The 15,419-nt window shown below is 61.9% G+C and carries 12 protein-coding genes and 1 pseudogene; 8 read left to right on the top strand and 5 right to left on the bottom strand.

Annotation, left to right across the window (positions count from 1 at the left end):
• Window positions 1-20: 20 nt before the first annotated feature.
• The 4 genes and pseudogenes from AC1DM5_RS16575 to AC1DM5_RS16560 all read right to left on the bottom strand — a co-directional run bounded on the left by AC1DM5_RS16575 (window position 21) and on the right by AC1DM5_RS16560 (window position 6,026).
• Window positions 21-3,176: an efflux RND transporter permease subunit gene (locus tag AC1DM5_RS16575; protein ID WP_477975284.1), complete on the bottom strand. Its 3,156-nt coding sequence runs from the start codon at window positions 3,174-3,176 to the stop codon at window positions 21-23.
• Window positions 3,173-4,375 (bottom strand): efflux RND transporter periplasmic adaptor subunit, encoded by a 1,203-nt coding sequence (locus AC1DM5_RS16570; protein ID WP_477822049.1) that lies wholly within the window; start codon window positions 4,373-4,375, stop codon window positions 3,173-3,175. Before AC1DM5_RS16570 ends, AC1DM5_RS16575 begins: the two co-directional genes overlap by 4 nt.
• 193 nt (window positions 4,376-4,568) lie before the next feature.
• Window positions 4,569-4,805, bottom strand: a pseudogene (locus AC1DM5_RS16565) (helix-turn-helix domain-containing protein); the annotation flags it as partial.
• Between the two features lie 738 nt (window positions 4,806-5,543).
• The gene (locus AC1DM5_RS16560) at window positions 5,544-6,026 is read right to left on the bottom strand and encodes a VOC family protein (protein WP_477822050.1); all 483 of its coding nucleotides are present in this window, start codon (window positions 6,024-6,026) and stop codon (window positions 5,544-5,546) included.
• Between the two features lie 332 nt (window positions 6,027-6,358).
• Here AC1DM5_RS16560 and AC1DM5_RS16555 point away from each other — a divergent pair, with 332 nt between their 5' ends.
• The 7 genes from AC1DM5_RS16555 (at window position 6,359) to AC1DM5_RS16525 (ending at window position 12,320) form a co-directional block, all read left to right on the top strand.
• Window positions 6,359-7,048 carry a hydrolase gene (locus AC1DM5_RS16555; RefSeq protein ID WP_477822051.1) on the top strand — a complete coding sequence of 230 codons (690 nt, stop codon included), beginning with the start codon at window positions 6,359-6,361 and terminating at the stop codon, window positions 7,046-7,048.
• 69 nt (window positions 7,049-7,117) lie between these two features.
• The gene (locus AC1DM5_RS16550) at window positions 7,118-7,387 is read left to right on the top strand and encodes a XapX domain-containing protein (RefSeq protein ID WP_477822052.1); all 270 of its coding nucleotides are present in this window, start codon (window positions 7,118-7,120) and stop codon (window positions 7,385-7,387) included.
• 28 nt (window positions 7,388-7,415) lie between these two features.
• On the top strand, window positions 7,416-9,302 hold the full coding sequence (locus tag AC1DM5_RS16545) for an amidohydrolase (RefSeq protein ID WP_477822053.1): 1,887 nt from the start codon (window positions 7,416-7,418) through the stop codon (window positions 9,300-9,302).
• Window positions 9,303-9,313: 11 nt separating this feature from the next.
• Window positions 9,314-9,742, top strand: coding sequence for a DoxX family protein (locus AC1DM5_RS16540; protein WP_477822054.1), 429 nt, complete (start codon window positions 9,314-9,316; stop codon window positions 9,740-9,742).
• Between the two features lie 129 nt (window positions 9,743-9,871).
• The gene (locus AC1DM5_RS16535; protein ID WP_007814395.1) at window positions 9,872-10,693 is read left to right on the top strand and encodes an alpha/beta fold hydrolase; all 822 of its coding nucleotides are present in this window, start codon (window positions 9,872-9,874) and stop codon (window positions 10,691-10,693) included.
• A 40-nt stretch (window positions 10,694-10,733) separates the two neighbouring features.
• Window positions 10,734-11,615 carry a VOC family protein gene (locus AC1DM5_RS16530; RefSeq protein WP_477822055.1) on the top strand — a complete coding sequence of 294 codons (882 nt, stop codon included), beginning with the start codon at window positions 10,734-10,736 and terminating at the stop codon, window positions 11,613-11,615.
• Between the two features lie 27 nt (window positions 11,616-11,642).
• Window positions 11,643-12,320 (top strand): YoaK family protein, encoded by a 678-nt coding sequence (locus AC1DM5_RS16525; RefSeq protein WP_477822056.1) that lies wholly within the window; start codon window positions 11,643-11,645, stop codon window positions 12,318-12,320.
• A gap of 9 nt (window positions 12,321-12,329) precedes the next feature.
• Here AC1DM5_RS16525 and AC1DM5_RS16520 read toward each other — a convergent pair whose 3' ends face one another.
• Window positions 12,330-12,596: a hypothetical protein gene (locus tag AC1DM5_RS16520; RefSeq protein WP_477822057.1), complete on the bottom strand. Its 267-nt coding sequence runs from the start codon at window positions 12,594-12,596 to the stop codon at window positions 12,330-12,332.
• A gap of 171 nt (window positions 12,597-12,767) precedes the next feature.
• On the opposite strand from AC1DM5_RS16520, the gene AC1DM5_RS16515 reads away from it, so the two are divergent.
• Window positions 12,768-15,260 (top strand): ATP-dependent helicase, encoded by a 2,493-nt coding sequence (locus tag AC1DM5_RS16515; RefSeq protein WP_477975282.1) that lies wholly within the window; start codon window positions 12,768-12,770, stop codon window positions 15,258-15,260.
• Window positions 15,261-15,419: the final 159 nt, after the last annotated feature.

Below are 15,419 nucleotides of genomic sequence, written 5' to 3'. Positions count from 1 at the left end.
AAAAAGGCTTGTTCGCGCTCTTACTCAGCAGCCTGAAGCTGTTCTTCCGCGCTCGGCTTCGGACGCGTCGCATGCGTCATTTCCTCGTGCAGGCGCGCTTCCTCATGGGCATGCGGCTTCGCGAAGCGGGCAATCAGGAGATAGGCGACAGGCGTTATGAACAGCGTCACCAGCGTCGCGAAGCCAAGGCCGCCGACGATGACCCAGCCGAGTGCCACGCGCGCTTCCGCACCGGCGCCATGCGCAAAGACCAAGGGAACACCCCCAAGAATGGTCGCGATCATCGTCATCATCACCGGGCGCAGGCGAAGCGCGCAGGCCTTCTCGATGGAAGAGCGCACATCCTCGCCGCGGTCACGCAGCTGGTTGGCGAATTCCACGATCAGGATGCCGTTCTTCGCCATCACGCCGACAAGCAGCACGAGGCCGATCTGGCTGTAGATATTGAGGCTGGAGCCGGTGATGATGAGCGCAAAGACGGCGCAGGCAAGGCCGAGCGGCACCGTCGACATGATGATCAGCGACGACAGCACGCTTTCGAACTGTGCCGCCAGCACCAGGAAAATGATGACGATCGCAAAGCCGAAGGTCAGCGCCATGCCGCTGGAATTCTCTTCCAGTGTCGCAGCTTCGGCGAGTGGCAGCAGGCGCGCGCCAGGCGGCAGGAGCGGTGCTGCCATTTGTGTGACGTTCTTCACAGCGTCGCCGAGCGACATGCCATCCTTCAGGCCGGCGGTGATCGCCACGGAGGCGAGCTGCTGTTCACGGTTGAGCTGCGGGGCGACTGAGCCTTCCTTCAACGAAGCGATGACCGACATCGGCACGATCTTGCCATCGCCGGTCTTCAGGAAGACATTTTCGAGATCGGTCGGATCGTCGATCGGCCGCATCGTCGAGGTCAGAAGCACCGGATAGGATTCGCCGTTGACGAAGACGTCGACAACGGAGCGACCTTCGAGCAGCGACTGGATGGCGGTCGAAAGCCCGGTAATGTCGATACCGAGATCGGAAGCCCGTTCGCGGTCGATCGCGACGGAAACCTGGGCCTGCGAGGGTTCGTTGGTCAGGCGCGGCGTATCATAATGGCCGCTCGCGTCGAGCTGCTGCACCAGCTTGGCGGCAGCCGCCGTCAGCGCCTCGTGATCATTGCCGATCAGCGCCATCTGCAACCCGCTGCCGGCGCCGCGGATACGCAGGCTGTTCGACGAGATCGCATTGCCGCGCAGCGCCGGCACCTTGAAGGCCGCCTGGTTGATGTCGCGGACGATGTCGGCCTGCGTGCGATGGCGCTCGCCCCAGGGCGCCAAGGTCAGAACCATGAAGCCGCTATTGGATGAGCCGCCCTGGCCGGAAATCGAGAAGATGTTCCTGATGTCGCCGCTGTCGACGAGCGGCTGGAGGTATTCCTCCACCAGCTGCATCTTGTCGCGCGTATATTCGAGGCTGGAGCCCTGTGGTGTCGTCAGCCGCATCTGCACCATGGCGCGGTCTTCTTCCGGCGTCAGCTCGCTTTTGACCGTGCCGAAAGCGACAACGGCTGCAGCGCCGAAGATGAGCGAGAAGACGATGACGACAACAGGCGCGTTCAGGCAGGCATGCAGTGCCCATTTATAGACGCGGGCGAAGGCCTCGCCGAAACGGCCGAGCAACCCGTGATCCTCGATCATCGGCTTGGTCAGCATGCGCGAGGCGAGCATCGGACACAGCGTTAGCGCCACGATCGACGATAGGCCGACCGAGAAGGCCAGCACGAAACCGAACTCGYGGAACAGGCCGCCCACCTGCCCCGGCAGGAAGGATAGCGGAATGAAGACGGCAGCAAGTGTCGCCGTCGTCGCGATGACGGCGAAGAACACCTCGCGTGTGCCGAGCACGGCAGCCGCGCGCGGTCCCATGCCCTCGGAGCGGCGGCGCACGATGTTTTCAAGAACGACGATGGCATCGTCGACCACAAGACCGGTCGCAAGAACGATCGCCAGCAGCGTCAGGATGTTGATCGAGAAGCCGACCATATAGATCGCCGCCAGCGTGCCGATCAGCGCCACCGGCATCGAAACGGACGGGATCAGCGTCGCGCGCCAGTCGCGCAGGAAGAGATAGATGACGACGGTGACGATGACGGCCGACAAAAGCAGCGCCAGCACCACTTCATGGATCGCGCCCTCGATAAACACGGCGTCATCGCTGGTGATCGCGATCGTCGTGCCCTTCGGCAGCGTCTTCGAAAGCTGCTCGACAGCAGCGTGAATGCCGGTGGAAATATTCAGCGTATTCGACTGCGCCTGGCGGATGATGCCGAGACCGATGCCCGGCTTGCCGTTGGAACGCAGCGCCGTCTCGCCGTCGCGCGGCCCGAGTGTCACGGTCGCAACATCGCCGAGGCGCACATTGTGTTGCAGGATGACGTTCTGGAAGTCCTCGGGCGTCTGCAGGCTGGCGGTAGCGCGCACCACGATATCCTGCATTGGGCTCTTCAGCGAACCGGCCGGCACGTCGAGCGCGGCATTGTCGAGCGCCTTTGTGAGATCGCCGATGGTCAGCCCGCGGCTTGCAAGCGCGCCCTGATCGACGTCGACGCGGAAGACCTTTTCCTGATCGCCGTATTCTTCGACATCGGCCACGCCGTCGACGGAGGCCAGACGGTCGACCACCTCGTTTTCGACGAGCAACGTCAGGTCGTCCATGTTGAGCGTATCCGACGTCACCGCAAGGCGCATGATCGCCGAAGAATCCGAATCCGCCTTGACGATCTGCGGCGCATCCGCCTCATCGGGCAGGTTCTGGGCGATACGGCCGATCGCGTCGCGCACGTCGCTGGCGGCAACGGCCAGATCGATGGAATCGGAAAATTCCAGCGTCACGCGGCTCTGGCCGAACTGGGAACTGGAGGAGATGGACTTGAGGCCGCTGACACGCGCGACCGCACCTTCGATGACCTTGGTCAGTTCCTGGTCGATCGTCTGCGGCGAAGCGCCGTCGAAAGTCGTGCGCACGGTCACGACCGGCCGGTCGACATCGGGCAGCTCGCGCACTTCGACGCCGACATAGGCCGCAAGGCCCGCCACCACCATCAGCGTATTGAAGACCAGCGCCAGGATCGGCCGCCGCACAAAAAGCGCGGTGAAGGTCGCCTTGTTGGATTCCGGTTTGCCGTGGTGGATCTCGGTCACGCTCATTGGGCAGCGACCTTGTCGTTCGAGGCGACATCAGTTGCCACGCGCACCGCGCCGTTCTCGCGCACGCGCTGCAGGCCCTGGGTGACAATCTGATCGCCGTCCTTCAGGTCGGCCTTAACAAGCACGTAATCCGGATTGCGCTGCACGACCGTGACCCGCACCTTGTGCGACTTGTCGTCGGTCACCTGCCAGACGAAGGAGCCTTGAGCATCCCATTGCACGGAGAGCGGGTTGACGGCCGGATACTTATCGCCAGCAAACTTCATGCTGACCGAAAAGGACATGCCGGCGCGCAGTTCGTCGGAGCCGTTGTCGATCCGACCCCGCAAGCGCAGCGTGCGGCTTGCCGGGTCGATGCGGTTGTCGACCGCTTCCAGAACGCCGGAGAAGACCTTGCCCGGCCGCGCCACAGACGTTGCCTCGACCACCTGGCCGACAGAAACAGTATTGGCGAAACGCTCCGGCACCCAGTAATCGACGAGGATTTCAGTGCGATCGTCCAGTGTCACGATCGACGTCGAGGTCGTGACGTTGTCGCCGATATTGACGGGCACGATGCCGACGATGCCGTCGATCGGCGCCACGATGTTGCGGCGCGTAAGATTGAGCTCGGCGGCCTGCAGCTGCAGCCGCGCATTCTGCTCGGCGATCTCGGAATCGAAGACGTCCATGCGCGAAACGCTGGACTTGATGCTGTGGTAGAGGTTGGACTTCTCAAGCGCGCTGTTCAGCGCCACCTGTGCCTGCCCCTGGGCAATCACCTGCTCTTCGCTGTCGAGCTTGGCGAGAACCTGGCCCTGCTTGACCATATCGCCTGATTTGATGAGGATTTCGCGGATCGTGCCCGTCGCCTGCGGCGTGACTGCAACGGAGCGGATCGCATCACCCGTGCCGATCGCATTCAGCCGGTCGTTGACGACGCCCTGTACCACGGCCTGGGTGACGACGAGCACGGCAGCATTGCGTCCGCCGCCGCTGCCACCGCCATTCCGACGGCCCTGCCCTTGCCCCTGAGCACCCTGCGCCTGCACGCCGGCATCGGCTGCTTCCTCGCCTTTGGGTGCGATCATGGAGACGATATTGTCAGGAATACCAGCATTGCGCATCGTCTCGCCGGCGCCGGGCACAAAGTAAACCCACGCGGCAAAACCGGCCAAAATGACGACGATGCAAAGTGCAAATTGCTTCCAAAAGGGCATTCACGTCTCCGGAGGGACTCGAGGTTAGGTCCAGGGTCGGTCGAAAGAGGCGTGCGGGATGACAAGTCCCGCCTGGTGCGACAATATCGCACCTTCCCCCGGCCGGCAGCAAGCGTAACCACCCGTCATTACGGATTTGTAATGTCAGCAAATTTTGAAAATAACCCGTCCGGTCACTTTTACTTGAGCGAAGCTAAATACGCCGCTCCCGCCGCCATGTTCCGGGCGAAACTCCATTGAGCGCCGTGAAGATACGCGTCAGGTGGCTCTGGTCGGCAAAACCGCATGCAACCGCGATCTCTGCGATGGAGCCGTGCCGAGCAGCATCTGCCGCGCCTTCTCCGCCCGGTATTCCATGAGCCAGCGATGCGGCGTGCGGCCGGTCGATTTCTTGAAGGCGCGGATGAAGTAGCTGGTCGAAAGCCCGCATTGCGCCGCGACATCTGATATCGTCGCCTCCCGCGCCGTCAGCGAGGCGAGGAACGCCGTCGCCATATTGAGCTGGCGCCCTGAAAGTCCGCCGCTACGCTCTGCAGGCAGATTGACCTTGCCGTAACGCGTCACTAGGTGCGCCTGCAGCGCCAGGAGAATGTGATCGATGAAGAGCGCGCTCGCATGTGCCGGCTGGCTGAGCGCCGGCAGCAGCGCCATGGCAAGCCCCTGTACAACAGGATCGAGCTGCCCCTGCCCGCAATCGAGCCCGTCAAAACCCGAACGTCCTGCCTCATAGCTGAAATCGGAAAGCCCCTGCCGGGATATATTGAAGCGCATATTGTCGAAGGAGGAGCGATGATGGCAGCGCCATTCTTCCCCAAGATCGGTGATCGCCAGCGCGCCTGCCGGATGGCCGCCGTCATGGACGAGCTTGCCGCTGCGCCAGAGGCGATGATTGTCGAAAGGTTTCAACTGGGCGATGACGCTGAAAGCCTCCGCCTGGGGAATCGGCCCGCTTTCGTCATGGTCGGCGCTATTGCTGCGCATGCGCACGATCGAGACCGCACCGGCTTGAAGCAATGAAATCTTTGGCCGAGACGCCAATTCAATCACCCCCGTTTTCGAATTGCCCCCCGCCATCACAATTACATGATTTCCCCTCAAAAACCACTGACGGAATCGAAACGGCAGCCCCTTCCCGAGACTGCCGTCCGTCATACCCTTTCCCGAAAGATCAGGCGGCTTCCTGAAACGCCTTTTCAAGCGTTGCGATGTCGATCTTGACCATCTGCAGCATCGCCTCGGTCATCTTCCTGGCATTCCCCTTGCGCGCGCCGCCCATCATCTCGATCAGCGCCTTGGGCACGATCTGCCAGGAAAGACCCCAGCGATCCCGGAGCCAGCCGCATTGTTCTGCCGTGCCTCCGTTGGCAAGGAAGCCATCCCAGATGCGATCGACCTCCGCCTGATCTTCGCAGATGACCTGCACGGAGTAGGCATGGTTGAACGGTTCGAACGGCCCGGCCCGCATGGCGACGAAATTCTGGCCGCCGAGCGTGAACTGCACGATCTCGACGCTGCCCGGAGGGCCGCTCGGCGTTTCCGCCGGCACGGCGGTGATTTCGCCGATAGCGGAATTGGGCACCAGCGAGACATAGAATTCGACCGCCTCGCGAGCGCTTTCTGCAAACCAGAGATGTGAAATGACCTTGACCATGAAACGTCCTCCTTTGGTCTGTTGGTCTCCGTTCATGGCTAAGACGTGTGAGCCGTGCCCGTCCCGACAGCGGAGTACGAGAATTTTACCGGCCTTCTTTTTCGGCCTCCCGTTTTTCGGTTTTCCGAAGCCTCAACACGGCCCTGCAGGTCAGGGCAATTTTCGACAAAAGAGGGTGAGAACAAACAATCGGAATTGGTTTTTGCCAAGTAGGTTCGCGGCAATACGCGGCCTCGCACTTGCGGGGAAGCGATGCCGACCGACGCCCCTCGGAACGCAAGTCGGCAACACGTTTCTTGCCTTTAAGGCCTCATGACTAGGGAGAACGACCAATGTCCAGATATCTTGAAGTCCTCACGCCGCAGAACAGCCAGATCATCTTCATCGACCAGCAGCCGCAGATGGCCTTCGGTGTCCAGTCCATCGACCGCCAGACGCTGAAGAACAACGTCGTCGGCCTCGCCAAAGCAGCCAAAACCTTCAAGGTGCCGACCACCATCACCACGGTCGAGACCGAAGCCTTCTCGGGCCACACCTATCCGGAACTGCTCGCTGTCTTCCCCGAAAACACCATTCTCGAACGCTCCTCGATGAATTCCTGGGACGATCAGAACGTTCGCGACGCGCTGGCGAAGAACGCCGCCAACGGCCGCAAGAAGGTCGTCGTGTCAGGCCTCTGGACCGAAGTCTGCAACACCACCTTTGCGCTCTCCTGCATGCACGACACCGATTACGAGATCTACATGGTCGCCGATGCCTCGGGCGGCACCTCCGCCGATGCCCACAAATATGCCATGGACCGCATGGTCCAGGCTGGCTGCGTTCCCGTCACCTGGCAGCAGGTGCTGCTGGAATGGCAGCGCGACTGGGCCCGCCGCGAAACCTATGAGGCCGTCACCACCATCGTGAAGGAACATTCCGGCGCTTACGGCATGGGCGTCGATTACGCCTATACCCATGTCCACAAGGCGGCCGAGCGCGTCACGCATGGCAAGCGCATTGGCCCGAACCCGGCCAAGTGAATTCTCCAGAGGGAGCGGCTTCATCGCCGCTTCCCCGTTGCTGCATGCCGAAATGAATCGAGGCCCCAAATGAAAATCTATCTCCTCTCCCTCGGCGCCGGCCTGCTCGTCGGCATTGTCTACAGCCTCCTGAACGTCCGTTCGCCGGCTCCTCCGGTGATCGCGCTTGTCGGCCTGCTCGGCATCCTTGTCGGCGAACAGATCATTCCCTTCGCCAAAACGATTATTAACAAGGAGCCGGCCGCGGTCTCGTGGCTGCATCAGATCAAGCCACACATGTTCGGCCATTTGCCCAAGGGCACAAATCCCGCCGACACCAGGCCCTCCGACAAGGTCTGATACCTGCTCTCGCTCGAGGACGAAGATTATGGAAAACGCAACCGCCGACCTGATCCTGCATCACGGGCTGATCACCACGCTCGACCGCTCCAACCCGACCGCCAGCGCCGTCGCCGTCAAGGATGGCAGGTTCTTCGCTGTCGGCCACGATGCCGAGATCATGGCGCTCAAGGGGCCGGACACCAAGGTGGTCGATCTCAAGGGCAAACGTGTTCTTCCGGGCCTCATCGATAACCACACGCACGTCGTCCGCGGCGGTCTGAACTTCAACATGGAGCTGCGCTGGGATGGTGTGCGCTCGCTCGCCGACGCGATGAACATGCTGAAGCGCCAGGTGGCGATTACACCTGCACCGCAATGGGTGCGAATCGTCGGCGGTTTCACCGAGCATCAGTTCACCGAGAAGCGCCTGCCGACCATCGACGAGATCAACGCGATCGCGCCCGACACTCCGGTCTTCATCCTGCATCTCTATGACCGTGCCCTGCTGAATGGCGCAGCTCTTCGCGCCGTCGGCTATACCAAGGACACGCCAAACCCGCCCGGCGGCGAGATCACCCGCGATGCGAACGGCAACCCGACCGGCCTGCTGCTTGCCAAACCGAATGCCGGCATTCTCTATTCGACGCTCGCCAAGGGTCCGAAACTGCCCTTCGACTATCAGGTCAATTCCACCCGCCACTTCATGCGCGAGCTAAACCGCCTCGGCGTAACAGGCGTCATCGATGCCGGCGGCGGCTTCCAGAACTATCCCGATGATTATGCCGTCATCCAGAAGCTTGCCGATGACGGCCAGATGACCGTTCGCCTCGCCTATAATCTCTTCACCCAGAAGCCAAAGCAGGAGAAGGAAGACTTCCTGAACTGGACGTCCTCGGTGAAGTACAAGCAGGGCACAGATTACTTCCGCCATAATGGCGCCGGCGAAATGCTGGTCTTTTCCGCCGCCGATTTCGAGGATTTCCGCCAGCCGCGACCGGACATGCCGCCGGAAATGGAAGGCGAACTGGAAGAGGTCGTGCGCGTACTTGCGGAAAACCGCTGGCCCTGGCGCCTGCACGCCACCTATGACGAGACGATCAGCCGTGCGCTCGATGTCTTCGAAAAGGTCAATCAGGATATCCCGCTCGAAGGCCTCAACTGGTTCTTCGACCACGCCGAAACGATTTCCGAACAGTCGATCGACCGCATCGCCGCTCTCGGCGGCGGCATCGCCGTGCAGCACCGCATGGCCTATCAGGGCGAATATTTCGTCGAACGTTATGGCATCGGTGCGGCCGAAGCCACCCCGCCCGTCGCCCGCATGCTGGAAAAGGGCGTCAAGGTTTCCGCCGGCACCGATGCCACCCGCGTTGCCTCCTATAATCCCTGGGTGTCGCTCTCCTGGATGATTACGGGCCGCACCGTCGGCGGCATAGCGATCTATCCGCGCCGAAACTGCCTGGATCGCGAAACGGCGCTGCGCATGTGGACCGAAAACGTCACCTGGTTCTCCAATGAGGAAGGCAAGAAGGGCCGCATCGAGAAAGGCCAGTTCGCCGATCTCATCGTGCCGGACAAGGATTTCTTTGCCTGCGCCGAAGAGGAAATCTCCTTCCTTACATCAGAACTGACCATGGTCGGCGGCAAGATCGTCTATGGCGCGGGCCACTTCGCCGAGCTCGATGATAACCCGGTGCCGCCCGCCATGCCCGACTGGTCGCCGGTACGCGCCTTCGGTGGATATGCCGCCTGGGGTGAGCCTGAAGGAGCCGGCAAGAACTCGTTGCATCGCCGCCTGCTTTCCGCCTGCGGCTGCGCCAATGATTGCAATGTCCACGGTCATGCCCACGCCAGTGCCTGGGGTTCGAAGGCCCCGGTCTCCGATCTCAAGAGCTTCTGGGGTGCGCTCGGCTGCGCCTGCTGGGCCGTCTGAGGATCGATGCCATGCATGCCCTTGAAATTCGACTTGCGTCCCTCGCCCGCCCTCTTTTCGGCGCCGACTTCATGCGCTTCATCGCCTATCTCGGCCTCTGCGCCGCCTATCTGCAGGGCGGCCTCAACAAGCTCACGGACTTTCCGGCCGCGATCGGCGAGATGACGCATTTCGGCCTCTCGCCTGCCCCGCTCTTTGCCGTGCTCGTCATCCTCCTGGAGCTTGCCGCCTCACTCATGATTCTGACCGGCTTTTTCCGTTGGCTGGGCGCAATCGCCCTTGGTGGCTTCACACTGATGGCCACCTTCCTCGCCCTGCGTTTCTGGGAATTGCCTGATGGAATGGAGCGCTTCATGGCCGCCAATTCCTTCTTCGAACATCTGGGCCTCGTCGGCGGCTTCCTGCTCGTCGCCTGGCTCGATCTCAGGCAAAAGGCATAGAGCAACCTGCACCTAAGCATCACTTCCGCTGACCATTGCAAAAATGTTTCCTGACCGTGTCAGCACCGCTGTGCAAACCATCCGCCCCCAGGGCGTAGATCCTGCCAACCTCAGCATAGGACAAGTTCAATGCCGACGATCACCACCAAAGACGGAACGACGATTTACTATCAGGATTGGGGCAACGGCCAGCCGATCCTCTTCTCCCACGGTTGGCCGCTCTCGGGCGACGCATGGGAAGTGCAGATGCTCTATTTCGCCCAGCAGGGCTACCGCGTCATCGCCCACGACCGCCGCGGCCACGGCAAGTCCTCGCAGCCGTGGAACGGCAACAATATGGATCAATATGCCGATGACCTCGCCGAGCTCATCGAGAAGCTCGATCTGAAGAACCTCATCATGATCGGCCATTCTACCGGCGGCGGCGAAGTCGCCCACTATATCGGCCGCCATGGCACCAGCCGCGTCGCCAAGGTCGTGCTCGTCGGCGCCGTTCCGCCGCTGATGCTGAAAACCCCTGCCAATCCCGAAGGTCTGCCGATCGAAGTCTTCGACGGCATCCGCAAAGGCACGGCCGGCGACCGCTCGCAGTTCTACCGCGACCTCACCATGCCCTTCTACGGCTTCAACCGCGATGGCGCCAAGGTCAATGAGGGTCTGCGCGAAACCTTCTGGCTGATGGGCATGGCCGGCGGCATCAAGGGCCATTACGATTGCATCCGCGAATTCTCCGAGGTCGATTACAGCGACGACCTCAAGAAGATCGACGTTCCGGCGCTCCTCATCCATGGCGATGCCGACCAGATCGTGCCGATCCAGGCTGCTGCCGAAAAGGGCATCAAGCTTCTGAAGAACGGCACGCTGAAGGTCTATCCGGGCGCTCCGCATGGCCTCGCCCAGACCGAAGCAGACAAGTTCAACGCCGACGTTCTCGCCTTCATCAAGGCGTAAACCGGGAGTAGCGGCCGGCCAGGCCGAAGGAGATCACGCAATGCTTCGTCTGTCGTTAGCCCTTGTTGCCCTTCTCGGCCTGGCCGGTGCCCCGGCCTATGCCGCCTCGCCGCAATTCGGCGTCGGCGCGCAATACGATACGACCCATGTCTACGTCGCTCCTGGCGACGTGGACGCCTTCGCCAAAAGCTTCCTCGCCACCTTCGGCGGCACCAGCACCAAGCAGGTAACGGCAACCGTTACGCCGACGCCGAGCAGCACAACGTCGCAGCTTCTGCAGACGCCGGTTGGTACCGTCTCGCTCTTCGGCTTCAAGACGCCGATCCCGTATCCCTTCGGCGCCGAACGATCAGGCTATCTCGTCACCGATCTTGACAAGGCCATAGCAGCCGCAAAGGCTGCCGGCGCCGATGTCATCGTCTCCGCCTTCCCGGATCCGATCGGCCGCGATGCCGTCATCCAGTGGCCGGGCGGTGTCAACATGCAGCTCTATTGGCACACGACCACGCCAAACTATCCGGCCTTCACGACCATCCCGGAAAACCGCGTCTACGTGTCCGCCGACCGCGTGGCCGCCTTCACCCATGCCTTTCTCGCCTTCTCGCATGGCAAGGTCGTCTCCGACGACGAGAAGGCGCCCGGCACCGAGATTGGCCTGCCGGACAAGGCCTTTCACCGCCTGCGCATCGAATCCGTCTTCGGCCGCATGACCGTGCTCGTCACCGATGGCCAGCTGCCTTTCCCCTATGGTCGCGAAATGACCGGCTATGAGACCGCCGATCTTGACGCCACTCTTGCGAAGGCTAAGGAGAGCGGCGCTGAAATTCTCGTCGAACCCTACCAGTCCGGCGATCGCCGCGCCGCCATGGTGGAATTCCCGGGCGGCTATATTGCCGAAATCCACACCGTCGCGGCACACTAGGCAAACGAATTCATAGAGGAAAAAACAATGCGCCCAGCCCTGCCCGTGCTCCTGAGCCTGACCGGCGGTTATGTTGATACAGCCGGCTTCCTGGCGCTTGGCGGCCTCTTCCCCGCCCACGTCACTGGCAACTTCGTGACGCTTGGCGCAGCGCTCACTCACGGCACGTCTGGCATCATCGCCAAATTGCTGGCGCTGCCGGTCTTCTGCCTGACGATCCTTCTGCTGCGCTACGTCACCCACAATGTGCCGCCAGGCGATGAGAAGGGCTTGCGCATCCTGCTCGTGATCAAGCTTCTCTTCCTGATTGCCGGCGGCGCCTGCGCCATCTGGCTTGCGCCCTTTACCAATCCGGATGGCCTGCCGCTGGTCGCGACCGGCATGCTGCTCGTCATCGCCATGGCGATCCAGAACGCCGCCCACCGCATCCATCTCGGCGCCTCACCGCCGAGCACGCTGATGACCGGCACCACGACGCAGATCATGATCGACCTCGCCGACCTCGCCCATGGCAGCGCCGGCGATCAGGCAAAGCCCGTAAAGAGCCGCCTGTCGCACATGACGGTCGCGGTTTTCGCCTTCGCCCTCGGCTGCGGCCTTGCCGCCCTGCTCTTTGCGACCATTGGCGTCTGGTGCTTGGCCCTGCCGCCGCTCTTTGCGCTGGTCTCGGTCTGCTTGGCTTTTGCCGGCCCGCAGGCCGCTTAAGAGCAGCCCTTAGCGGCCGATGCCGTTGCCGGCCGCCTTTGCCTCCGCCTCGGCAATACGTTGCCGCAGCGTGATCTTTCGCGCTTGTATCTCAAGGGAAATGAGTTCGGAGATTGACCCATTGCGTCGCACCAAGGCGATCGTGCTCAATGCGGGAGCCGCAATGGCAGCGACGAAGATTCCGAAGCCCGCACCATCCGGCAAGCCATTCCCTGCGATCAACGTCGCGACGATGATCAAGAGGATCAGGTTGGCAAGAATGGCGATGATATGCATATGGCTCTCCCGATGGCTGGAGCGAAACCATAGTTGAGGCGCGGGGTGACCACAACTCCGGGGATGGCTTCAGATCAAGCCAAGCAAACCGCCTGAGGATAGCTGAGCGTCCGGGAATGAAAGCAGAACAACTTTCTGGTCTTTCCTTCCCGAATCACTACATTACGCGCCATGAGCAATAGTTTCGACGATATGCCCTTCTTCGACGAAGAACCGGGCGATGCGCCGCGCAAGCCGCAACAGCCCGCTGCTCCCGCAAGGGCGCCCACTGCCGGCGGCGGCATTGCTGCCCGCGCCATGGCGGCCCGCGATGGCGGCCGCCCCGATTATCTCACCGGCCTCAACCCGGAACAGCGCGAAGCTGTCGAGACACTCGAAGGCCCCGTCCTCGTGCTCGCGGGCGCCGGCACCGGCAAGACGCGCGTGCTCACCACCCGCATTGCCCATATCCTTCAGACAGGCCGCGCCTTCCCCTCGCAGATCCTTGCCGTGACCTTCACCAACAAGGCCGCCCGCGAGATGAAGGAGCGTATAGCGCTTCTCGTCGGCGGCGCCGTCGAAGGCATGCCCTGGCTCGGCACCTTCCACTCGATCGGCGTCAAGCTTCTGCGCCGTCACGCCGAACTCGTCGGCCTGCGTTCCGATTTCACCATCCTCGATACCGACGATGTGATCCGCCTCATCAAGCAGATCATCCAGGCCGAAGGCCTTGATGACAAGCGCTGGCCGGCCAAGCAATTCGCCGGCATGATCGATACCTGGAAGAACAAGGGCCTCGGCCCTGCCGATATTCCTGAGGGAGACGCCCGCGCTTTTGCCAATGGCCGCGGCCGCGATCTCTATTTCGCCTATCAGAACCGCCTTTCGACGCTGAATGCCTGCGATTTCGGCGACCTGCTGATGCATCCGATCGCGATCTTCCGCAAGCAGCCGGATCTGCTCAAGGAATATCACCAGAAGTTCCGCTACATCCTCGTCGACGAGTATCAGGATACCAACACCGCCCAATATATGTGGCTGCGGCTTCTCGCCCAGCGGCCCAAGGGCGAGCCGCAGAATGTCTGCTGCGTCGGCGACGACGACCAGTCGATCTATGGCTGGCGTGGCGCGGAAGTGGACAATATCCTGCGCTTCGAAAAGGATTTCCCGGGCGCCAAGGTCATCAAGCTGGAGCGGAACTATCGCTCGACGGCCCATATTCTCGGTGCTGCCGCCCATCTCATCACCCACAATGAAGGCCGCCTCGGAAAGACGCTCTTCACCGATCGCTCCGACCCTGACGACGCCAAGGTGCAGGTTCACGCTTCCTGGGATTCGGAGGAAGAGGCACGTGCCATCGGCGAGGAAATCGAGCGCCTGCAACGCGGCGATGCCGACGGCAAGAAGCATCTGCTGAACGACATGGCGATCCTCGTGCGCGCCTCCTTCCAGATGCGCGAATTCGAAGACCGCTTTGTCACCCTCGGCCTGAACTACCGCGTCATCGGCGGCCCGCGCTTCTACGAGCGCCTCGAAATCCGCGATGCCATGGCCTATTTCCGTCTCGTCGCCCAGCCGGCCGACGATCTCGCCTTCGAGCGCATCATCAACACGCCGAAGCGCGGCCTCGGCGACACCACGGTGCGCGCCCTCCACGATTATGCACGCGCCCGCGACATCCCGATGTTGGCCGCCGCCGCCGACATGATCGAGACGGACGAACTTAAGCCGAAGGCCCGCAAGGCCCTCTTCGATGTGATTCAATCTTTCCGCCGCTGGCAGGAACTGCTTGAAAACACATCACATACCGAGCTTGCCGAACAGATACTCGAAGAGTCCGGCTATACCGATATGTGGAAGAACGACAAGAGCGCCGAAGCGCCGGGTCGCCTTGAAAACCTCAAGGAACTTATCCGCTCCATGGACAGCTTCGAATCCTTGCGTGGATTCCTGGAGCACGTCTCCCTCGTCATGGATGCCGAGACCAATGAAAATCTCGATGCCGTCTCCATCATGACGCTGCATTCGGCCAAGGGCCTGGAATTCGACACCGTCTTCCTGCCGGGCTGGGAGGAAGGCCTTTTCCCGCATCAGCGCTCGCTCGATGAGTCCGGCCGCGCCGGCCTCGAGGAAGAGCGTCGCCTCGCCTATGTCGGCATCACCCGCGCCAAGCACCGCTGCCACATCTGGTTCGTCTCCAACCGCCGCATCCACGGCCTGTGGCAATCGACCATCCCCTCGCGCTTCCTCGACGAACTACCGGAGACCCATGTGGAAGTCGCCGAGATGGAGCAGAATTACGGCGGCTACGGCCGCGGCGGCGGTTATGGCCAGTCGCGATTCGACAAGGCCGATCCCTTTTCCAATTCCTATTCCACACCCGGCTGGAAACGCGCCCAGGCCAACAAGACCGACGCCACCCGCGACAACTGGGGCAGCCGCTCCGGCCATGCCGTGGAGCGCATCGGCTACGGTGAAAGCGGCCCGCGCGGCCGCACCATAGAGGGCGAGCTGGTGGCGAAATCCACCGCCACCGAACCCTCGCGCTTCGCACTCGGCGACCGCGTCTTCCACATCAAATTCGGCAACGGCTCCATATCAGGCATCGAAGGCAACAAGCTGACGATCGACTTCGACCGCGCCGGCCAGAAGCGTGTGCTCGACGGGTTTGTGGAGCGGGCCTGACCGCTCCACTGCCTTGGCGCTTCGCCAGGAATCACAGGCCCAGCCGCACGCACTTCTCCAGATGACAAAACGCCGCTTTGACCCGACTCGCAAATCAGCCTAGCCCGGTCATTGCCCGCCCATGAAAGGCAGGCTTCACAAGACCTTCAAAGGAGGTTC

The organism is Rhizobium sp. 01T437 (genome assembly GCF_056398505.1).
This window is presented reverse-complemented; position numbering and strand designations above follow the sequence as displayed.

Coding starts and splice junctions, on each gene's coding strand:
- AC1DM5_RS16525 (WP_477822056.1), top strand. CDS start 11,643: ATGCGCCCAGCCCTGCCCGTGCTCCTGAGCCTGACCGGCGGTTATGTT.
- AC1DM5_RS16520 (WP_477822057.1), bottom strand. CDS start 12,596: ATGCATATCATCGCCATTCTTGCCAACCTGATCCTCTTGATCATCGTC.
- AC1DM5_RS16545 (WP_477822053.1), top strand. CDS start 7,416: ATGGAAAACGCAACCGCCGACCTGATCCTGCATCACGGGCTGATCACC.
- AC1DM5_RS16540 (WP_477822054.1), top strand. CDS start 9,314: ATGCATGCCCTTGAAATTCGACTTGCGTCCCTCGCCCGCCCTCTTTTC.
- AC1DM5_RS16550 (WP_477822052.1), top strand. CDS start 7,118: ATGAAAATCTATCTCCTCTCCCTCGGCGCCGGCCTGCTCGTCGGCATT.
- AC1DM5_RS16560 (WP_477822050.1), bottom strand. CDS start 6,026: ATGGTCAAGGTCATTTCACATCTCTGGTTTGCAGAAAGCGCTCGCGAG.
- AC1DM5_RS16555 (WP_477822051.1), top strand. CDS start 6,359: ATGTCCAGATATCTTGAAGTCCTCACGCCGCAGAACAGCCAGATCATC.
- AC1DM5_RS16570 (WP_477822049.1), bottom strand. CDS start 4,375: ATGCCCTTTTGGAAGCAATTTGCACTTTGCATCGTCGTCATTTTGGCC.
- AC1DM5_RS16535 (WP_007814395.1), top strand. CDS start 9,872: ATGCCGACGATCACCACCAAAGACGGAACGACGATTTACTATCAGGAT.
- AC1DM5_RS16530 (WP_477822055.1), top strand. CDS start 10,734: ATGCTTCGTCTGTCGTTAGCCCTTGTTGCCCTTCTCGGCCTGGCCGGT.
- AC1DM5_RS16515 (WP_477975282.1), top strand. CDS start 12,768: ATGAGCAATAGTTTCGACGATATGCCCTTCTTCGACGAAGAACCGGGC.